16 protein-coding genes are annotated in these 20,166 nt (G+C 66.9%); all 16 read left to right on the top strand.

Going from position 1 to position 20,166, the window contains the following annotated elements:
* Positions 1 to 22: 22 nt before the first annotated feature.
* The 16 genes from ACQPYR_RS31485 (at position 23) to ileS (ending at position 20,034) form a co-directional block, all read left to right on the top strand.
* Positions 23 to 1,819, top strand: a complete 1,797-nt coding sequence (locus tag ACQPYR_RS31485; RefSeq protein WP_433622512.1) for a Mur ligase family protein — start codon at positions 23 to 25, stop codon at positions 1,817 to 1,819.
* Positions 1,816 to 3,402, top strand: a complete 1,587-nt coding sequence (locus ACQPYR_RS31480; protein WP_433622511.1) for a UDP-N-acetylmuramoyl-tripeptide--D-alanyl-D-alanine ligase — start codon at positions 1,816 to 1,818, stop codon at positions 3,400 to 3,402. The genes ACQPYR_RS31485 and ACQPYR_RS31480 overlap by 4 nt, the downstream gene beginning before the upstream one ends.
* Positions 3,399 to 4,475 carry a phospho-N-acetylmuramoyl-pentapeptide-transferase gene (mraY, locus tag ACQPYR_RS31475; RefSeq protein WP_387294933.1) on the top strand — a complete coding sequence of 359 codons (1,077 nt, stop codon included), beginning with the start codon at positions 3,399 to 3,401 and terminating at the stop codon, positions 4,473 to 4,475. Before ACQPYR_RS31480 ends, mraY begins: the two co-directional genes overlap by 4 nt.
* Positions 4,476 to 4,524: 49 nt before the next feature.
* Positions 4,525 to 5,970, top strand: coding sequence for a UDP-N-acetylmuramoyl-L-alanine--D-glutamate ligase (murD, locus tag ACQPYR_RS31470; RefSeq protein WP_433622510.1), 1,446 nt, complete (start codon positions 4,525 to 4,527; stop codon positions 5,968 to 5,970).
* On the top strand, positions 5,967 to 7,445 hold the full coding sequence (ftsW, locus tag ACQPYR_RS31465; RefSeq protein WP_433622509.1) for a putative lipid II flippase FtsW: 1,479 nt from the start codon (positions 5,967 to 5,969) through the stop codon (positions 7,443 to 7,445). The genes murD and ftsW overlap by 4 nt, the downstream gene beginning before the upstream one ends.
* Positions 7,442 to 8,569: an undecaprenyldiphospho-muramoylpentapeptide beta-N-acetylglucosaminyltransferase gene (gene murG, locus ACQPYR_RS31460; RefSeq protein ID WP_433622508.1), complete on the top strand. Its 1,128-nt coding sequence runs from the start codon at positions 7,442 to 7,444 to the stop codon at positions 8,567 to 8,569. Before ftsW ends, murG begins: the two co-directional genes overlap by 4 nt.
* 170 nt (positions 8,570 to 8,739) lie before the next feature.
* Positions 8,740 to 10,179, top strand: a complete 1,440-nt coding sequence (gene murC / locus ACQPYR_RS31455; protein ID WP_433635295.1) for a UDP-N-acetylmuramate--L-alanine ligase — start codon at positions 8,740 to 8,742, stop codon at positions 10,177 to 10,179.
* A 6-nt stretch (positions 10,180 to 10,185) separates the two neighbouring features.
* Positions 10,186 to 10,878, top strand: coding sequence for a cell division protein FtsQ/DivIB (locus ACQPYR_RS31450; protein WP_433622507.1), 693 nt, complete (start codon positions 10,186 to 10,188; stop codon positions 10,876 to 10,878).
* Positions 10,879 to 11,200: 322 nt separating this feature from the next.
* A complete protein-coding gene (gene ftsZ / locus ACQPYR_RS31445) occupies positions 11,201 to 12,439 on the top strand; it encodes a cell division protein FtsZ (protein WP_433622506.1) in 1,239 nt (412 codons plus the stop codon).
* A 196-nt stretch (positions 12,440 to 12,635) separates the two neighbouring features.
* Entirely contained in the window at positions 12,636 to 13,331 is a 696-nt protein-coding gene (pgeF, locus tag ACQPYR_RS31440; RefSeq protein WP_433622505.1) for a peptidoglycan editing factor PgeF, read from the top strand.
* Positions 13,328 to 14,077 (top strand): YggS family pyridoxal phosphate-dependent enzyme, encoded by a 750-nt coding sequence (locus ACQPYR_RS31435; protein WP_433622504.1) that lies wholly within the window; start codon positions 13,328 to 13,330, stop codon positions 14,075 to 14,077. The genes pgeF and ACQPYR_RS31435 overlap by 4 nt, the downstream gene beginning before the upstream one ends.
* Positions 14,078 to 14,182: 105 nt before the next feature.
* Positions 14,183 to 14,959: a cell division protein SepF gene (locus ACQPYR_RS31430; protein ID WP_387294952.1), complete on the top strand. Its 777-nt coding sequence runs from the start codon at positions 14,183 to 14,185 to the stop codon at positions 14,957 to 14,959.
* 89 nt (positions 14,960 to 15,048) lie between these two features.
* A complete protein-coding gene (locus tag ACQPYR_RS31425; RefSeq protein WP_040688811.1) occupies positions 15,049 to 15,339 on the top strand; it encodes a YggT family protein in 291 nt (96 codons plus the stop codon).
* An 80-nt stretch (positions 15,340 to 15,419) separates the two neighbouring features.
* Complete coding sequence (gene wag31, locus ACQPYR_RS31420; protein ID WP_433622503.1) at positions 15,420 to 16,283, top strand: DivIVA-like cell division protein Wag31; 864 nt, start codon at positions 15,420 to 15,422, stop codon at positions 16,281 to 16,283.
* An 87-nt stretch (positions 16,284 to 16,370) separates the two neighbouring features.
* Entirely contained in the window at positions 16,371 to 16,571 is a 201-nt protein-coding gene (locus ACQPYR_RS31415; protein WP_040688662.1) for a hypothetical protein, read from the top strand.
* Positions 16,572 to 16,866: 295 nt separating this feature from the next.
* On the top strand, positions 16,867 to 20,034 hold the full coding sequence (gene ileS / locus ACQPYR_RS31410) for an isoleucine--tRNA ligase (RefSeq protein ID WP_433622502.1): 3,168 nt from the start codon (positions 16,867 to 16,869) through the stop codon (positions 20,032 to 20,034).
* Positions 20,035 to 20,166 lie beyond the last annotated feature (132 nt).

Here is a 20,166-nt window from a genome sequence, read left to right as displayed (position 1 = left end):
ATAGATCCACTCAGTCCCGTCCATGCCGATTCCCGAGAGGAGCCCTGTGCCCGCGCAGTCCAGCCAGCACGTGCTCCGGCCGACCCATCCGCGGTCGACGTCGTTGTCCACCGTACTGGCCATGACCGGTGCCGGCTCGTCGCGAGCCGACCTCGCGCAGATCCAGGTCACCGGCATCGAGCAGCGCTCGCATGCGGTGCAGCCGGGTGATCTGTTCGCCGCACTGCCGGGCGCGCAGGCGCACGGCGCACGTTTCGCGCGCGATGCCGTCGAACGGGGCGCGGTCGCGGTCTTCACCGACCCCACGGGCGCCGAACTGGCCGGTGAGCTCGGCGTGCCGGTGCTGGTGCGCGAGCAGCCCAGGTCGGTGCTCGGCGAGCTTTCGGGCGCGCTCTACGGCAATCCGTCCGAGCGGCTGCACATCGTCGGTATCACCGGCACCTCGGGCAAGACGACCACTGCGTATCTGGTGGAGGCCGGGCTGGCCGCCGCCGGCCTGTCCGCGGCGCTGATCGGCACCATCGAGACGAGGATCGGCGGGCGCCGGGTGCCGAGCGCATTGACCACGCCCGAGGCGCCGCAGCTGCACGCCATGTTCGCGCTGATGGTCGAGCAGGGCGTGGATGCGGTCGTCATGGAGGTTTCCAGTCACGCGCTGGCGCTGGGCCGGGTGGATGGTGTGCGCTTCGCGGTGGGCGCGTTCACCAATCTCTCCCAGGACCACCTGGACTTCCACGCCGACTTCGAGGATTACTTCGCCGCCAAGCGCCGGCTTTTCGAACCGGAGTCGCCGGTCGCCGCACGCACCTCGGTCATCTGCGTCGATGACGAATGGGGACGGCGCCTCGCCGCCGATCTCACGGATCCGATCACCGTATCCACCACCGGTTCCGGCACGTGGCAGCTCACCGGCGAGGTGTCCGCGCACGGCGGCGAGCAGGAGTTCACCGCTGCCGGACCGGGGGCGAATGTCGATGTACGCCTGCGGCTTCCGGGCCGCTACAACGTCGCCAATGGACTGCTCGCGGTCGCGGTGTGCACCGCCGCTGGAGTGGAGCCCGCCATCGCCGCGCCAGCACTGGCCACCGTCGACGTGCCGGGCCGGATGCAGCGGGTCGAGCGCGGACAGGACTTCCTTGCGATCGTCGACTATGCGCACAAGCCCGCGGCGGTGGAGTCGGTGATCGCCACGCTGCGCGGTCATCTGGCGGCGGGAGCGACGGGCCCGGAGGCGGTAGCGGAGCGTGACCACGGAGGGCACCGCGAGCGCCGCGAATCCAATACTGCGGCCGATACCGGTGGTCGGCTGGCCGTGGTCGTCGGCGCGGGCGGCGACCGGGACGCGGGTAAGCGCCCGCTGATGGGTGCGGCCGGTGCGCGCGGCGCCGATCTGCTGATCATCACCGACGACAATCCGCGCAGCGAGGATCCGGCCGCGATCCGCGCCGCGCTGCGCCGAGGCGCGCTGGCGGTCCCGGAGGCCGAACGCGGTGAAGTACGCGAAATCGGGGACCGGGCCGCGGCCATCGCCGCCGCCGTCGACTGGGCCCGTCCCGGTGACGTGGTGCTGGTGGCAGGCAAGGGACATGAGGCAGGGCAGGAGATCCAGGGCGTGAAGCATCCGTTCGACGACCGCGAGGTGCTCGCGGCGGCGTTGGAGCGACGGGACCGGGGCCCGCGGGACGACAACCCCGCCGCGGGAGCGACGGGCCCGGAGGCGGTAGCGAAGCGGGACCACGTAGGGCCCCGCGAGCGCGGCGGATCCAATACTGAGCAGAGTCCGCAGGGGTCGGACGCGGAGGACATGACGGTTTCATGATCGAGATGACGCTGCGGGAGATCGCGGAGGTCGTCGGCGGCACGCTGCACGACGCTCCCGACCCGGAGGTGACGGTAACGGGTTCGGTCGAATTCGATTCGCGCCGAATCGGTTCCGGGGATCTTTTCCTTGCCCTGCCCGGTGAACAGGCCGACGGCCACGACTATGCGAAGGCTGCCGTCGACGCCGGTGCGGTCGCGGTGCTCGCGGCCCGTCCGGTGGGCGTGCCTGCGATCGTGGTGGCTCCCAGTCCGGGTACCGTGCCCGCGAAATCCGTTGCGCTGGCCGGTGATTCGGACGGGTCCGGTGCCGCGGTGCTGGTCGCGCTCGCTACGCTCGCCCGGGTGAGCGTCGAACGTCTTTCCGCGGCAGGCGGACTCACTGTGGTCGGGGTGACCGGCTCATCGGGTAAGACCTCGACCAAGGATCTGCTCGCGGCCGTGCTCACGCCGCTGGGGCCGGTCGTCGCGCCGCCCGGATCGTTCAACAACGAACTCGGCCATCCGTGGACCGCACTGCGCGCCGATGCCGACACCCGCTTCCTGGTACTGGAACTGTCCGCGCGCGGTCCCGGCCATATCGCCGCGCTCGCACAGGTCGCGCCGCCGAAGATCGGTGTCGTGCTCAATGTGGGCACCGCTCATCTCGGTGAGTTCGGCAGTCGCGAGGCGATCGCGAAGACCAAGGGCGAACTCGTCGAGGCGTTGCCGTCGACGGGTCTGGCCGTGCTCAATGCCGACGATCCGCAGGTGGCCGCGATGGCCGTACGCACCCAGGCCCGCGTGGTGACGGTCGGCCAAGCCGGCAATGCCGAAATCCGCGCCACCGATGTACATCTCGATGCCGAGGCACGCGCGGGGTTCACGTTGCACACCAGTAAGGGCAGCATCCCGGTGCGGCTCGCCGTGCACGGCGAACACCAGGTCGGCAATGCGCTGTCCGCCGCCGCCGTCGCACTCGAATGCGGTGCGGACCTCGAAACCGTCGCGCAGGCACTCGGCGGCGCGTATGCCGCATCGGCCCGCCGCATGGACGTGCGGACCACCGCCGACGGCATCACCGTCGTCAACGACTCCTACAACGCCAATCCGGATTCGGTTCGCGCCGCGCTCAAGGCACTGGTGACCATGTCGCGTGCGGGCGACACCCCGCGCCGCAGCTGGGCCGTACTCGGCGAAATGGGCGAACTCGGTGCGGAATCCGTCATCGAACACGACCGGATCGGCCGCCTCGCGGTGCGCCTGGATGTCTCACGGTTGATCGTGGTCGGCACCGGAAGGCCATCCCACGCGATGCACCAGGGCGCGGTAATGGAAGGCTCGTGGGGCGAGGAGTCGATCCTCGTGCCCGATATCGGCGCGGCCATCGCGCTGCTCGACAACGAGGTCGAACCGGGCGATGTGGTGCTGGTCAAGGCATCCAAGGCGGTCGGACTGTGGGCGGTCGCCGAACATTTGACCAGCGCGGAACGTGCGGGAATTAGTCGGGGTAGCACGGAGGCGCGAGGCGTGAGCGAGCGAACCATGAACACAGCGGCCTCCTGCCGAACGACGGAGCCGAGCGTCAGCGAGGCGGAGTCGTGAGGCAGATTCTGTTCGCGGCTGGGATCGCTTTGGCGGTCTCCATCCTGCTGACGCCGCTGTTGATACGGATTTTCGCCAGGCAGGGCTTCGGGCAGGAGATCCGGGTCGATGGTCCGGCCAGTCATCAGGCCAAGCGCGGTACCCCGACCATGGGCGGTGTGGCCATTCTGGTCGGCATGTGGGCCGGCTACCTCGGCTCACATCTGATCGGTATCGGCTACGACGCCGACGGACCTTCCGCCTCGGGCATTCTGGTGCTCGGGCTGACCACCGCACTCGGTGTGGTCGGCTTCCTCGATGACTTCATCAAGCTGCGCAAGCAGCGCAATCTCGGTCTGTCGGCCGCGGGTAAATACGTCGGTCAGCTCAGCGCCGCGGTCCTGTTCGGCATCCTCGCCTTGCAGTTCCGTGGCGGCAACGGATTGACTCCGGCGAGCAAACATCTGTCCTATGTCCGCGATATCACCACGGTGTCGATGGGCGTGATCATCTTCCTGTGCTGGGTCTGTCTGCTGGTCGTGGCCTGGTCGAATGCGGTGAACCTGACCGATGGCCTGGACGGCCTGGCCGCGGGTTCGATGAGCCTGGTGCTCGGTGCCTACGTGATCATCACGTTCTGGCAGTACCGCAATGCCTGCGCGACGATCCCGGAGGCGGGGTGCTACAACGTGCGCGATCCGCTGGACCTGGCACTGGTCTGCGCCTCGGCCGCCGCCGCATGTGTCGGCTTCCTGTGGTGGAATGCCGCGCCCGCCAAGATCTTCATGGGCGATACCGGTTCGCTGGCCCTGGGCGGCATGCTCGCAGGCCTGTCCATCACGACCCGCACCGAACTGCTGATGGTCGTGATCGGTGCGCTGTTCGTCGCGGAAACCGCCTCGGTGGTACTGCAGGTCGCGGTGTACCGCACAACCCGCAACCGGCTATTCAAGATGGCGCCGTTCCATCATCACTTCGAACTCAGCAAGTGGGCCGAGACTACGGTGATCATTCGGTTCTGGCTGTTGGCGGCGATGGCGTCGGCGGTCGGACTCGGCCTGTTCTACAGCGAATATCTCTCAGCGGTCGGGTGAAGTAGCGATGGTCGAACATTCTCCGCGGGCCCTGCGAACACCGGGGCCTATGCTCGAATTCCTGCGTGGCCGTGACGTTCTGGTGGCTGGATGGGGTGTCTCGGGTCGCTCGCTGATCGAACCGCTGCGCGATATCGGCGCGCGACCGGTGGTCACCGACGGCGGTGCCGCCGCATTGGCCGAGGCGGCCGGGCTCGGTCTGGACATCGCGACCTGCACCGAACTGGAAACCGCGGACTGGAGCCGCTTCGCACTGGTCATCACCAGTCCGGGCTGGCGGCCGGATTCGCCGGTGCTCGCCGCCGCGGTGACCGAGGGCACCCCGGTCTGGGGCGATGTCGAATTCGCCTGGTGGGTCGATCAGGCCAGGATCTACGGTCCGGTCCGCAAATGGCTGGTGGTGACCGGTACCAACGGCAAGACCACCACCACCTCGATGGTGCATTCGATCCTGCGCGCGGCCGGTATCGCCAGTGTCGCCTGCGGCAATATCGGACTGCCGATCCTGGACGCGCTGCGCCGCAATCCCGGTCCGCAGGTGCTGGCGGTCGAGCTGTCCTCGTTCCAATTGCATTGGGCACCTTCGGTGCGGCCCGAGGCCGGTGTGGTGCTGAATGTGGCCGAGGATCACCTGGATTGGCATGGCGGCCTCGATGCCTACGCCGCCGCCAAGTCCAGGGCGCTCTACGGCCGAGTCGGTGTCGTCGGACTCGACGATCCGGTGGCCGCATCGCTGGCCCGGCGCAGTAAGGCGCGCCGGACGGTCGGCTTCCGGATCGGTGTACCCGCCGACGGCGAACTCGGTGTCGTGGACGGCAAACTGCTCGACCGCGCCTTCACCAAGGCCGCGATCCTGGCCGAGGTCGGCGATATCAGCCCCAAGGGACCGGCCGGTGTCGCCAACGCACTCGCCGCCGCCGCGCTGACCAGGGCCATCGACGTGGCACCACAATTCGTGCGGGAAGGTCTCATCGAGCACAGGGTCGGTCCGCACCGGGCCGCTTTCGTGCGCGAGGTGTCCGGTGTCGAATTCATCGATGACTCCAAGGCCACCAACCCGCATGCCGCCCGCTCATCGATTCTCGGTCACCCGCAGGTGGTTTGGATCGCAGGCGGGCAGCTGAAGGGTGCATCGGTCGAGGATCTGGTCGAGGAGACCGCCGATCGCCTCGTGGCGGCCGTGCTGATCGGGGCCGACGCGCCGGTAATCGCGGCCGCATTGGCGCGACACGCGCCCGAGGTCCCGGTTGTCGAGCTCCGCGCGGGAGACCATGCAGGAATGGGTGACGCTGGGATCGATGGGGCTGCGAGCGCCGAGGCCGTGATGGCGCGGGCCGTGCGCGCCGCGGCCGGGTTCGCCCGCCCCGGGGACACTGTGCTGCTGGCTCCGGCCGCGGCCTCCTTGGACATGTTCGCCGACTACACCCACCGCGGGCGCAGTTTCGCCGCGGCGGTGGCCGCGCTGGAAGACGGTGACATCGGGCGGCATCTATGACCGAGACGACCCGGCGGAATCGGCTGGCGGCCACCAAGTTCGGCGCCTGGCTGGCGCGCCCGCTCGCGTCGTTCCATCTCGTCGTCACGATCGCGACACTGCTGACGGTGCTCGGTCTGGTCATGGTGTTGTCGGCATCGAGCGTCGAGGCGTATGTCGATGGCGGGTCGGCGTATTCGCTGTTCATCCAGCAGGCCATGTTCGCCGCGATCGGTGCGGTGCTGTTTTATCTGGCACTGCGGATTTCGTTGCGCCGACTGCGGCAATGGTCGTTTCCGCTGTTCGCGATCTCGGTGCTGGCGCTGTTGCTGGTGCTGATTCCCGGCATCGGCTCGGAGGTGCAGGGTGCGCGGCGCTGGTTCTTCCTCGGGCCGGTCTCGGTGCAGCCATCGGAGATCGTGAAGGTGACGCTGGTGGTGTGGGGTGCGCATCTGCTTGCCTCGCGGCGCTCGGAACAGGCCGGCTTGAAAGACATTCTGGTGCCGCTGGTGCCTGCTGGTCTGCTGGTGTGTCTGCTCGTTGTGCTGGAGCCGAACCTGTCCACCACCATCGCGCTGGGCATCGTGCTCGCCGCGCTGCTGTGGTTCGGCGGGCTGCCGGTGCGGCTGTTCGTCACCATCGCGATTTCGGGCATGATCGCCGCGGGCATCCTCGCGCTGTCCGCCGGTTATCGCTCGGACCGGATGCGCGCATTCTTCAATCCGGGCGACGATCCGCAGGGCATCAATTATCAAGCGCGCCAGGCGCTGTACTCGCTGGCCGACGGCGGGATCTGGGGTCGCGGCCTCGGCCAGAGCCGCGCCAAATGGCAGTACCTGCCGAACGCGCACAACGACTTCATCTTCGCCATCATCGGCGAGGAACTCGGATTCCTCGGCTGCGCACTGGTTCTGGGCCTGTTCGCACTGTTCGTCTACACCGGCCTGCGCATCGCGAGCCGTTCGGTCGATCCGTTCCTGCGGCTGCTCACCGCGACCGCGACGACCTGGATCACCGGCCAGGCGCTGATCAATATCGGCTATGTGGTCAACCTGCTCCCGGTGACCGGTCTGCAGCTGCCACTGGTTTCGGCGGGCGGTTCGTCGCTGGCGATCACCCTGTTCATGTTCGGCATCATCGCCAATGCGGCCCGGCACGAGCCCGAGGCGATTTCGGCGCTGCAGGCCGGGCAGGACGGCAGATTCAGCCGACTGCTGCGATTGCCCAAGCCTGAGGTGTACTCACCGGCGAAGGCAGACGCGGCCCGTGCCCGCTCGGCCGCGGCCAAGGCCAAGGCGGCCGAACAGCGGGCCAAGGCCGAACGGGCCAAGGCCGACCGGGCACGGGCCGCACTGCCGCAGGGGCGGCGCAGCCAGTCCGAATCCGGTCGACGCCGCGTGCCCGAGAGCCGGGGAACGAGTTCGCTGCGGGCGACCAGGGCATGGGAGCCGAGCTATCCGATAAACCATGCGAGAGATCGGGGAAGATCCAGGTGAGTGCGGAGCGACCCCGCAAACCACTGTCGGTGATCGTCGCGGGCGGCGGTACCGCGGGACATATCGAGCCCGCGCTGGCCGTCGCCGACGCGCTGCGGCGACTCGATGATTCGATCCGGGTCACCGCACTCGGCACCGAACGCGGACTCGAGACCAAACTGGTGCCTGAACGCGGCTATCCGCTGGAGTTGATCCCGCCGGTGCCGTTGCCGCGCAAGCCGAGCGCGGATCTGCTGCGGCTGCCCGGCCGCGTCCGGGCCTCGGTGGCCAAGACCAGGGCGGTCATCGATGCGGTCGGGGCCGATGTGATCGTCGGCTTCGGCGGCTATGTCGCACTGCCCGCCTATCTCGCCGCGGGCCGTGGCGCGCTCGGCCGCAGGCGCGCGGTGCCGGTGGTGGTGCACGAGGCGAATGCCAAGGCGGGGATCGCCAATAAGGTCGGCGCCAGGCGCGCGGCCAGAGTGCTTGCCGCCGTACCCGATTCGGGTCTGGCCAGGGCCGAGGTCATCGGCATTCCGGTGCGCGGGTCCATTACCTCGCTGGATCGGGCCGCACTGCAGGCCGAGGCCCGTGCGCATTTCGGCCTGCCCGCCGAGGGACCGGTCCTGCTCGTCTTCGGTGGCTCGCAGGGTGCGGTCTCGTTGAACAAGGCGATCTCCGGCGCGGCGCCACAGCTGGCCGCGGCGGGCGTTTCGGTGCTGCACGCGCACGGACCCAAGAACACCCTCGAGGTCGCGGAATCGGATGAGGGTGGGGCGCGGTATATCGCCGTGCCGTATCTTTCCCGGATGGACCTGGCCTATGCCGCCGCCGACGCGGTCGTCTGCCGCTCCGGCGCGATGACCGTCGCCGAGGTGTCGGCGGTCGGTCTGCCCGCGTTCTATGTACCGCTGCCGCACGGCAACGGTGAGCAGGAACTCAATGCCAGGCCGATCGTCCGTCAGGGGGGTGGCAGAATCGTCCCTGATGCCGAGCTGACCCCGAAATACGTGATCGACGAGGTGATACCTTTGCTGACCGACCACGCACGGCTGATCGAGATGAGCCTGTCCGCCGCAGGCGCCGGACACCGCGACGCCGCCGACGAGCTGGCGCGCATTGTCGTCGAGGTGAGCGGCCGGTGACCACGGGAGCCGATGCCACCGAATACGGGGCGGTCGGCGCCGCGGGAGCGACGGGCCCGGAGGCGGTAGCGGAGCGTAACCACGACGGGCCCCGCGAGCGCGGCCAATCCAACACTGCCGGCGCCGACGAGACGCGCTCGGCGCTGCCGCCCGAATTGGCGCGTGTGCATATGGTCGGTATCGGCGGGGCGGGGATGTCCGGCATCGCTCGCATCCTGCTCTCGCGCGGTGGCTCGGTCTCCGGCTCGGATGCCAAGGAGAGTCGCGGTGTGCTCGCGCTGCGGGCCCGCGGCGCGCAGGTGCGCATCGGTCACGATGCCAGTGCCCTGGATCTGCTGCCCGGCGGCCCGACCGCGGTGGTCACCACCTACGCGGCCATCCCGAAGACCAATCCCGAACTGGTCGAGGCGAATCGCCGCGATATTCCGGTGCTGTTGCGTCCCGCCGTACTCGCCTCGCTGATGCAGGGACATCGCACGCTGCTGGTCTCGGGCACGCACGGCAAGACCTCGACCACCTCCATGCTGATCGTGTCGCTGCAGCACTGCGGATTCGATCCGTCCTTCGCGGTCGGCGGTGAACTCAACGAGGCGGGCACCAATGCCCACCACGGCACCGGCGAGATCTTCGTCGCCGAAGCCGACGAGAGCGACGGCTCGCTGCTGCAGTACGACCCAGATGTCGCGGTGGTCACCAATATCGAATCCGATCACCTGGACTTCTTCGGCTCCGATGAGGCCTACGTCCAGGTATTCGACGATTTCGCCGATCGTCTCGGCCCCGGCGGGCTGCTGGTGGTGTGTCTGGACGATCCCGGTTCACGGGCGCTGGCCGAGCGGGTCGGTGCGCGTTTGGCGGAGAGGAACGTTCGGGTACTCGGCTACGGGTCGGGTGAGCTGTCCGACGCGCCGGTGCCGGTGGGCGTGCGGCTGCACAGCTGGGAGCCGCGCGATGTCGGCGGCTTGGCTCAGTTCCAGCTCGCCGATGAGGCCGCGCCGCGCACCCTACGACTTGCGGTGCCCGGTCGGCATATGGCGCTCAATGCGCTGGCCGCGCTGCTGGCCGCACGCGCCGCCGGTGCGGATGTGGGCGAAATCATCCAGGGGCTGGAGGGTTTCGGCGGTGTGCACCGCCGCTTCCAGTTCGTGGGCCGGGAAAACGGGGTGCGCGTCTTCGATGATTACGCCCACCACCCGACCGAGGTGCGTGCGGTACTCGGCGCGGCCGCGGAGCTGGTGCAGCAGGAGGCCCGCGACGGTGCCCGCTCCCGACAGGGCCGGGTCATCGTGGTGTTCCAACCGCACCTCTACAGCCGCACCGCCACCTTCGCCCAGGATTTCGGCGCGGCGCTGAGCCTTGCCGACGAGGTCGTTGTGCTCGATGTCTTCGGAGCGCGGGAGAAGCCGCTGCCCGGCGTCAACGGCGCGCTCGTCGCACAAGCCGTCACCAAACCCGTGCACTACCAGCCGGATATGTCGCGGGTCGGTCGTCAGGTCGCGGGTCTGGCACTGCCCGGCGATGTGGTGATCACCATGGGCGCGGGTGATGTGACGATGCTCGGCAGCCAGATTCTCGATGGGCTGCGAGCTCGTCCGCAATACGGGCGGTGACCCGCGATGCGAACCGCGGGTGACTGGTTCGACCGGGCACACCGGGGTCGCCTGCGCCTGTGGGGTTTGCTCGGCGTGTGCGTCCTTACCGTTGTCGTTGTACTGGCCTGGTTCACCCCGGTGCTTTCGGCGAGCACGGTCGAGATCGACGGTTTGGTGGCGGTGCCCGAGGAACAGGTGCGCGACAAACTCGAGATCCCGTCCGGCCGCTCGATGTTGCGCATCGACACAGATGCGATGGCCAGGCGGGTGGCGAGCATTCAGAAGGTCCGCACGGCACGGGTGCAACGCGTATTTCCGTCCACCGTCAAGGTAACGGTGGTGGAGCGCACGCCAGTACTGTTCTGGGACAGTCCGCAAGGCGCGCATCTGCTGGATGCGGAGGGTGTGGAGTTCGCGATCGAAGAGGCGCCCATCGGCGTTCCGATGCTCACCACGGAACATCCCGGCGGCGACGATCCGGTCACCCGGGCAGCGGCCTCGGTTCTGTCGGTACTGCCCGCGGCGCTGGTCGTGCAAGTGGACGAGGTTGTCGCGCGGTCGATTTCGGATATTTCGATGAACCTGCGTGACGGCCGCACGGTACTGTGGGGAGGAACTAATGACGCGGAACGCAAGGCGGCCGTGGTGATGCCGCTGTTGACCCGCGATGGAACGGTGTTCGATGTTTCGAGTCCGAATCTGGTCACGGTAAAGTGATCGATACCCATTGTGCCCAGGGGTTTTTCGATGGAACTGTGACCGCAGTGGGAACAGCCCAGCGAGACCGGGGGTTCGGGGGCAACCGTTCACGATACGACGTGTTGCGCGGTGAGACGAGAGGGATCACACAAGATTCTGTCAGTCGTTTCGGCGCGCCTGCGCGTCTATCGCGGCGGCTGCGAATAGCGTTCCGCAGCAGTCGGATACTTGACATAACGCTAACCCTGTGGTTGAGGTTTAGGGTTTGCCCGGACTGTCACAGGCCGAATGTCGAGAACCCGAAAACGACAGACTTTAGATCGAAGGAAGGCGAGAGCCCATGACGCCCCCGCACAACTACCTTGCTGTGATCAAGGTCGTCGGCATCGGTGGCGGCGGCGTGAATGCCGTCAACCGGATGATCGAACAGGGACTCAAAGGAGTCGAGTTCATCGCGGTCAACACCGACGCGCAGGCGCTGCTGATGAGCGATGCCGACGTCAAGCTCGACGTCGGCCGTGAGCTCACCCGCGGTCTCGGCGCCGGTGCCGACCCGGAGGTCGGTCGCAAAGCCGCCGAGGATCACAAGGACGAGATCGAAGAGGTGCTCAAGGGCGCCGACATGGTCTTCGTCACCGCGGGTGAGGGCGGCGGCACCGGTACCGGTGGCGCACCCGTCGTCGCGAGCATCGCGCGCAAACTCGGTGCGCTCACCATCGGTGTGGTCACCCGGCCGTTCTCCTTCGAGGGCAAGCGCCGCGGCAACCAGGCCGAAGTGGGCATCAACCTGCTGCGCGAATCCTGTGACACGCTCATCGTCATCCCGAACGATCGGCTGCTGCAGCTCGGCGATGCGGCGGTCAGCCTGATGGACGCCTTCCGCTCCGCCGATGAGGTGCTGCTCAACGGTGTGCAGGGCATTACCGACCTGATCACCACCCCGGGTCTGATCAACGTCGACTTCGCCGACGTGAAAAGCGTGATGTCCGGCGCGGGCAGCGCTTTGATGGGCATCGGCTCGGCGCGCGGCGAGGGCCGTTCGGTCAAGGCCGCCGAATCGGCGATCAATTCGCCGCTGCTCGAGGCATCGATGGATGGTGCGCACGGCGTACTGCTCTCGATCGCGGGCGGTTCGGATCTGGGTCTGTTCGAGATCAACGAGGCGGCCTCGCTGGTGCAGGAGGCCGCGCATATCGAGGCGAATATCATCTTCGGTACCGTCATCGACGATTCGCTCGGCGATGAGGTTCGCGTCACGGTGATCGCGGCCGGTTTCGACGGCGGCGGTCCGGCCAGGCGCACCTTCGAGGCGGGTCGCGGCGCGATCGGGTCGGGTCGGGCCGGTGAGGTCGGCCAGACCAGCAGGGCCAGCGAGATCGCCGCCGCCGCACGTACCGAAACCGCTTCCGCCGCAGGTCAAACCGGCTCTACACGGGGTGCGGTGCCCAGCTACCGGGATTCCGAGCGGGCGCGCACGCTGGCCGAGCCGACGGCACCGCACACTACGCGCTCGCATATCGAGCCGCCGGATTCCGATGACGACGACGATGTCGATGTGCCTTCGTTCATGCGCCGGTAGGTCATAAGCAAATCGCAAGGCGCGACTGGCACACTGGGCGGTATGCCCACGCAACACCTGATCTCCTACGTACATGGGTAACCCGTCGGGGACGCCCAGCACCCAGCTGAGCACACGACCGCCGGTCCGCGACGGTGGTGCTGATGCGCCCGACGACCGGCAAAAGGTCCGGGGAGGCGGGGGAGCCGTTCGCCGAGTGACGACCACGAGAGCGGGCGGTTTCTCGGCGCCGCCATATGATTCGTTCAATCTCGGGGATCATGTGGGGGACGACCCGGCGTCCGTTCAGCGGAACCGGGACCGGCTGGCCGAGGGGATCGGCCTGACACCGGATCGGCTCGTGTGGATGGAACAGATCCACGGGCGCAATGTCGAAATCATCGATGGGCCACCGGATGCGCCGGTGCCCGCCACCGACGCACTGGTGACCACCGTGCCGGGCCTGGCACTTGTGGTGCTCACCGCGGACTGCGTACCGATCCTGCTATCCGATGACGAAGCGGGGGTGATCGCGGCTGTGCACGCCGGACGAATCGGCGCGCGCATCGGCATCGTGCCGCGGGTATTGGACGCGATGGTTGCGGCCGGCGCCAGCATCGAGCGGATCGGCGCCTTCCTCGGCCCGGCCGCATCGGGTCGTCAATACGAGGTGCCCGCCGCGATGCGCGCCGATGTCGAGGCGCATCTGCCCGGCAGCGCGACAACCACCGCGCGCGGCACCCCCGGACTCGACCTGCGCGCCGGAATCAAAAGGCAGCTGACCGAAGCCGGAATCGGCGGGGTGGCCATCGATCCGCGCTGCACGATCGAGGACAAGACGTTGTTCAGTCATCGCCGCGGCGCACCGACCGGGCGCATGGCCGGTGTCATCTGGATACAGGCGGACGCATGAGTACGGAATCCGTTGCGGCCGAGGCCATGGACGGCCGGACCGCCGAACTCGCGGCGAATCTCGCCGATCTGAACAAGCGAATCGGCGCGGCTTGTCATGCGGCCGGACGTGATCCGGATTCGGTGCGGCTGCTGCCCGTGACGAAGTTCTTCCCGGCCACCGATATCGCCATCCTGCATCGGTTGGGCTGCAGGGAATTCGGCGAGTCCAGGGAGCAGGAGGCTACCGCGAAGGTCGCCGAACTAGCCGGGCTCGCGGATGTGCGCTGGCACATGATCGGTCGGCTGCAGCGCAACAAGGCGCGGATCGTCGCGCGCTGGGCACATGCGGTGCACTCGGTCGACAGCGAACGCCTGGCAACGGCCCTTGACACCGCGGCGCGGGCCGCCTTGGACGCGGGGGAGCGCGGTGAACCGGTTCACGTCTTGATACAGGTCAGCCTGGACGAGGATCCGGGTCGCGGTGGCGTCGCTCCGGAAGATCTTGTGGCACTGGCCGATCGGGTGGCCACCGCGCCGGGACTGCAGCTCGCGGGCCTGATGGCGATTCCCCCGCTCGACGCCGTGCCCGACGACGCTTTTGCACGCCTTGCGCATTTGCACTCGCTGGTACGCGCGGACCATCCGAAAGCGACCGAACTCTCCGCGGGCATGTCGAGTGATCTGGAATCGGCGATCGAACACGGTTCTACCTGTGTGCGTGTCGGTACCGCCTTGATGGGCGCTCGACCGATAACCTCGGCGTAGCAAAGAAACCTCATCAGTCACATTCGACACATATGCTGGGACTGGAGAGGACTGAGCAAGACTTCAACACCCGGCCGCCACCGGGGCCGAAGGAAGGTCTATGAAATGAGCACGCTGCACAAGTTCAAGGCGTACTTCGGCATGGTTCCGCTCGAGGATTACGAAGACGACTATGTCGCCGAGCCCGCCCCCCGTGGTGTGGACGAGCGCGGCTCACGTCGTCCCCGGCCCCGTGACTATTCCGAGCGCGCCGGTTACGGCGCGGACCGCTACGCCGAAGACCGCTACGACGATGAGCCGGATTACCCTGAGCCGGCGTACAAGTCGCCGTACAAGGCGGGATACCCGGTGTCTCGGCGCGACGACTATGTCGACGAGCCCTATGTGGACGACCGCTATGACGCGCGGCCGCGTCCCACCAGGATCGATGCCGCGCCTGGCGCGTCCCGATTCCGTGCGGGCGGTAATGCGCCGATGCTGCGGGGAGCCACCAGGGGTGCGCTCGCCGTCGATCCCGAGGCCGAAGAGCGGCGGCTGGAGGAGCGCGTGCGCCCCGAGCCCGCGCCCGCACGCCGGCCGGGGATCTTCGAGGACGGAGGTCCCTTGTCCAAGATCACGACGCTGCGCCCGCGCGACTACAGCGAGGCCCGCATCATCGGTGAGCGCTTCCGCGAGGGCAACCCGGTGATCATGGATCTGGTCGATCTGAGCAATGCCGATGCAAAGCGGCTGGTCGACTTCGCCGCCGGCCTCGCGTTCGCGCTGCGTGGCTCATTCGACAAGGTCGCGACCAAAGTGTTCCTGCTCTCACCGGCCGATGTCGACGTCTCGGCCGAAGAACGTCGCAGGATCGCCGAAACCGGCTTCTACAACCAGAAATAGCGCTGTGATCCGGGGGTTCTGTTAGACCCGTTGCGTATGGGGCGGTGTGGTCATTTTGCGCGACGCGGATTTTGGGGCAGAGTGAGGTCGTGGCCTTGTTTGCGGTGCTGTACTTCGTACTGTTCATCTTCTGGCTGTTGTTGATCAGCAGAGTGATCGTGGAGTTCATCCGCAGCTTTGCCCGAGACTGGCGCCCGAGCGGCTTCGTCGTCGTCATCCTCGAGGTGATCTTCACGATCACCGATCCTCCGGTGAAACTCCTGAGGCGCTTGATACCACCGGTGTCATTGGGAGGAATTCGGCTCGATCTGTCGATTATGGTCCTGCTTTTCGTCGTCTTCATCTCGATGACGTTTGTGGGCGGCCACGCCGACGGGTAGCCCTGGTGTGACAGAATGAACCGAGAAGATAGCTTGCTAGATCTGCTAGATCTCCAAAAGACGCGTGAAGGGATCCTTCCATGCCGCTGACCCCAGCCGATGTGCACAACGTCGCGTTCAGCAAACCGCCGATCGGAAAGCGGGGCTACAACGAGGATGAAGTAGATGCCTTCCTGGACCTCGTGGAGCAGGAGCTCTCGCGTCTGATCGAGGAGAACGCTGACCTGCGCCAGCGGGTTGCCGAACTCGATGTGGAACTGGCCGACGCCAAGAAAAATCGCGGTCCGGCCAATGCCGCCGCGGTGAAAGCACCGGTCCAGCAAGCCCCGCCGCCCCCACCCGAGCCCATCAAGCCACCCGTGCAGCAGGCGCCGCCGCCACCTCCGATGCCGGTCGCGGCACCGGTAGCCAAGGATGCGCCGAGCGCCGATGCGAACCTGCAGGCGGCCAAGGTGCTCAGCCTCGCCCAGGAGATGGCAGACCGGCTGACCAGCGATGCGAAGCTCGAGGCGGAGAACCTGCTGTCCAATGCGCGGGCCAATTCCGAACGCCTGGTCGGCGATGCGCGAACCCGCTCGGAAGCGATGATCGCCGATGCGCGGCAGAAGTCGGATGCGATGCTGTCGGATGCCCAGACCCGTTCGGACAACCAGCTACGGCAGGCCAAGGAGAAGGCCGATGCGTTGCAGGCCGACGCCGAGCGCAAGCACACCGAGATCATGGCCACTATCACCCAGCAGCGCAGCGTGCTGGAGAGCCGGATCGAGCAGCTCAAGACTTTCGAGCGGGAATACCGCGTGCGGCTGAAGTCGTACCTGGAGTCCCAGCTCGAGGAGCTGGAGAACCGTGGCTCGGCGGTGCCGGTGGACGGTGGCGAGGCCTTCGTCGACGCCAATACCGCGAACAATCTCGCTCCCGCCTCGTTCGCCAAGGGCGCCAAGTAATCTCGTAGTAGAGAGATATCTCCGCTGTAGTTGCTGTTCGAGTAGCTAGAGGTACGCCGAGCCGCCTGGCATGCCTAGGGGGTCAAAATGCTCGTCTTGACGCTCGTCCTTGCGGCGATCGGGTTCGCCCTGCTAGTGGCCGCGCTGACCACTGGGTCGGTGCTGTGGGCCTGGGGGTGCATCCTTATCTGTATCGTGGGCGCTGTGCTGTTGCTGGTGAGCGCGCTTTCTATGCGCAGCTCCGATGGCGATGCCGCGCCGCCACCTGGTCGGCATGCCAAACGGTAATCGTTGGGCCCGACAAACTGGTTTGACCGTCCTGGTTAGAATCAAACATGTAATCGGCGTGGATCCGGCCATCACCGGGGAGTCTTCGGAAGAACGGTGCGCGGGCCGCACTCAGTAGAACCGAACGGGTGAGCCCGTCACAGCTCGAAACGAGAGGTCCTGGTTGGTCGCGCGGATCGGCGCGCCGCTCGGACAAGCGGGGTGGTACCGCGGTTTCGACGCAACCGGCGTCGTCATCGTCCCCGTGCTGACACATACGCGCCACGGCGCGGCGGCACGAGGAGACGGATCCGCAATGGCGGACGAACCTTCCAGCAGCGCATACCCGCGCGTCGATCTGGCAGGCCCTTTCGAGCGACCTGCAAGCAGTCGCTCCGGAGTCGGCAGCGGTGCATCCTTCCCTGACCTGGAACGTCGGGTACTCGACGCCTGGGCCACCGACGACACCTTCCGCGCCAGCATCGAGAACCGTTCGGGTGCGGCGGAGTTCGTCTTCTACGACGGACCGCCGTTTGCCAACGGATTGCCACATTACGGACATCTACTCACCGGGTACGTCAAGGATCTCGTCCCGCGTTTCCAGACCATGCGCGGCAAGCAGGTCGATCGACGTTTCGGCTGGGACTGTCACGGACTGCCCGCGGAAATCGAAGCGGAAAAGCAGCTCGGTATCACGGACAAATCACAGATCGATGCGATGGGGCTCGCGGAATTCAACGCAGCCTGTAAATCATCGGTACTGCGCTACACCGGGGAATGGCGTAATTATGTGACGCGTCAGGCCCGTTGGGTGGACTTCGACAACGACTACAAGACGTTGGATCTCGACTTCATGGAGTCGGTGATGTGGGCGTTCAAGTCGCTGTACGACAAGGGCCTGATCTACCAGGGCTTCCGGGTGCTGCCCTACAGCTGGTACGAGCAGACCCCGCTGTCGAATCAGGAAAGCCGGCTCGACGACGCCTACAAGATGCGGCAGGATCCGGCCGTCACCGTGGATATGGTGCTACGCGTGCCGGGTGAGCATCCGCTGCACGAACTCGACGGCGCGAACGCACTCATCTGGACCACCACACCGTGGACGCTGCCGTCGAACCTCGCGATCGCGGTCCACCCGGATGTGCGCTACGTGCATGTGCGCGGCGCCGACGGCAAGCGCTATCTGCTGGCCGCCGAGCGCGTCTCGCACTACGCCCGCGAATTCGGCGATGAGCCAGAGGTACTCGGCGAGTTCGACGGTGCCGCCCTCTCGGATCTGGCCTACACACCGCCGTTCGACTTCTTCGTCGGTCATCCCAACGCGCACCGCGTGCTGACCGCCGACTACGTGACCACCGACTCCGGCACCGGAATCGTGCACCTCGCACCGGCCTTCGGTGAGGAGGATATGGATGTCGCTTGCGCCAACGGCATCGAACTCGTGCAGCCGCTGGATCCGGGCGGCAAGTTCACCTCGATGGTGCCGCCGTACGAGGGCCTGATGGTCTTCGACGCCAATCCGGTGATCATCAAGGACCTCAAGGCGGCCGGAAAGCTGCTGCGGCACGAGACGATCGAGCACTCCTACCCGCACAGCTGGCGCTCGGGCCAGCCGCTGATCTACATGGCGGTGCCGTCCTGGTTCGTCGCGGTGACCAAATTCCGCGACCGGATGGTCGAGCTGAATCAGCAGATCACCTGGGTGCCCGAACATATCCGCGACGGACAGTTCGGCAAGTGGCTCGAGGGTGCGCGGGACTGGAATATCAGTCGCAACCGGTACTGGGGCAGCCCGATCCCGGTGTGGGTCTCCGATGATCCGGCCTACCCGCGCATCGATGTGTACGGCTCGCTGGCGGAGTTGGAGCGTGACTTCGGCGTGCGCCCGACTGATCTGCACCGGCCGAACATCGATGAGCTGACCCGGCCGAATCCCGATGATCCGACCGGTAAGTCGATCATGCGCCGGGTGCCGGAGGTGCTGGACTGCTGGTTCGAATCGGGTTCGATGCCGTATGCCCAGGTGCACTACCCGTTCGAGAACAAGGAGTGGTTCGACAGCCACTTCCCGGGCGATTTCATCGTCGAGTACAACGGGCAGACCCGCGGCTGGTTCTACAACCTGCACGTGCTCTCGACCGCGCTGTTCGACAGTCCGGCCTTCAAAACCGTTGCCGCGCACGGCATCGTGCTCGGTGACGATGGACTGAAGATGAGCAAGTCCAAGGGCAACTACCCGGATGTGAACGAGGTGTTCGACCGGGACGGCTCCGATGCGATGCGCTGGTTCCTGATGAGTTCGCCGATCCTGCGTGGCGGCAATCTCATCGTCACCGAGCGCGGCATCCGCGAGGGGATCGGCCATGCGCTGCGCCCACTGTGGAACGCGTGGACCTTCCTGCAGCTCTACGCCTCGAAAACCGGTGTGTGGCGCACGGATTCACCGCACGTGCTGGACCGCTACATCCTGGCCAAGTTGGCCGCGACCCGTGATGTGATGACCGAGGCGCTCGAGGTCTACGACATCGCGGGCGCCTGCGAGGAATTGCGTTCCTTCGCCGACGCGCTCACCAATTGGTATGTGCGCCGGTCGCGTTCGCGCTTCTGGGAGGAGGACCGGGATGCGGTCGACACACTGCATACGGTGCTCGAGGTCGTCACCCGGCTGGCCGCGCCGCTGCTGCCGCTGATCTCCGAGGTGATCTGGCGTGGGCTGACCGGCGAGCAGTCGGTGCACCTGGCCGACTGGCCCAAGGACGGTGAGCTGCCGGAGGATCCGGATCTGGTCGCCGCCATGGACGAGGTCCGGGTGGTCTGCTCGACGGTGCTGAGCCTGCGCAAGGCGCAGAACCTGCGGGTGCGCCTGCCGCTGGCCGAGGTCACCATCGCAGCGCCCGATGCCGAGCGGCTGCGGCCGTTCGCCGACATCATCGCCGATGAGGTGAACGTCAAGAAGGTCGACCTGACCACCGATGTCGCAGTGCACGGCCGTTTCGAGCTGGTCGTGAACGCCCGCGCCGCGGGCCCGCGCCTCGGCAAGGATGTGCAGACGGTGATCAAGGCGGTGAAGGCGGGCGAATGGTCCGAGAACGCCGCCGGTGTGGTCACCGCGGCGGGCATCGAGCTGCTGCCGGAGGAGTACACCCAGCGCCTGGTCGCGGCCGAACCGGAGTCGACCGCGGCCCTGCCCGGCAATGCCGGCCTGGTCGTGCTCGATTCGGTGGTGACTGAGGAGCTCGAGGCCGAGGGCTGGGCCCGCGATGTGATCCGCGATCTGCAGGAGACGCGAAAGTCCCTGGGGCTGGACGTATCCGATCGCATCACCGTGGTGCTCGCGGTGCCCGACGATAAGCAGGTCTGGGCGCAGACCCATCGCGACCTCATCGCGGGCGAAATCCTCGCCACCGAGCTGACTTTCGGTGAGCCGGGCGCGGATGCCGCCGACATCGTCGGTGGCGTGCGGGCGTCGATCGCGAAGGTCTGACGCGGCCGCTCGGCCGGAGCACGGTCGTTCGAACGGCAGTCGGGGCGGGATCTCGAGATCCCGCCCCGACTTGCGTCCACCGCACCGCCTTTCATGTGACATAAATCACATGCCAAGAATTAGCTGATTCTC

This window comes from Nocardia sp. CA-120079, assembly GCF_050955745.1.
Classification (GTDB): Bacteria; Actinomycetota; Actinomycetes; order Mycobacteriales; family Mycobacteriaceae; genus Nocardia.
The sequence above is the reverse complement of the archived record's forward strand: the minus strand, read 5'-3'. Positions and strand labels throughout refer to the sequence as shown.

Excerpts from the sequence above, each read along its gene's own strand:
- ACQPYR_RS31485 (WP_433622512.1), top strand. The coding sequence starts at position 23 with ATGCCGATTCCCGAGAGGAGCCCTGTGCCCGCGCAGTCCAGCCAGCAC.
- murD (WP_433622510.1), top strand. The coding sequence starts at position 4,525 with ATGCTCGAATTCCTGCGTGGCCGTGACGTTCTGGTGGCTGGATGGGGT.
- ACQPYR_RS31435 (WP_433622504.1), top strand. The coding sequence starts at position 13,328 with ATGAGTACGGAATCCGTTGCGGCCGAGGCCATGGACGGCCGGACCGCC.
- wag31 (WP_433622503.1), top strand. The coding sequence starts at position 15,420 with ATGCCGCTGACCCCAGCCGATGTGCACAACGTCGCGTTCAGCAAACCG.
- ACQPYR_RS31450 (WP_433622507.1), top strand. The coding sequence starts at position 10,186 with ATGCGAACCGCGGGTGACTGGTTCGACCGGGCACACCGGGGTCGCCTG.
- murC (WP_433635295.1), top strand. The coding sequence starts at position 8,740 with ATGGTCGGTATCGGCGGGGCGGGGATGTCCGGCATCGCTCGCATCCTG.
- ileS (WP_433622502.1), top strand. The coding sequence starts at position 16,867 with ATGGCGGACGAACCTTCCAGCAGCGCATACCCGCGCGTCGATCTGGCA.
- ftsW (WP_433622509.1), top strand. The coding sequence starts at position 5,967 with ATGACCGAGACGACCCGGCGGAATCGGCTGGCGGCCACCAAGTTCGGC.
- ftsZ (WP_433622506.1), top strand. The coding sequence starts at position 11,201 with ATGACGCCCCCGCACAACTACCTTGCTGTGATCAAGGTCGTCGGCATC.
- ACQPYR_RS31430 (WP_387294952.1), top strand. The coding sequence starts at position 14,183 with ATGAGCACGCTGCACAAGTTCAAGGCGTACTTCGGCATGGTTCCGCTC.
- ACQPYR_RS31480 (WP_433622511.1), top strand. The coding sequence starts at position 1,816 with ATGATCGAGATGACGCTGCGGGAGATCGCGGAGGTCGTCGGCGGCACG.
- ACQPYR_RS31415 (WP_040688662.1), top strand. The coding sequence starts at position 16,371 with ATGCTCGTCTTGACGCTCGTCCTTGCGGCGATCGGGTTCGCCCTGCTA.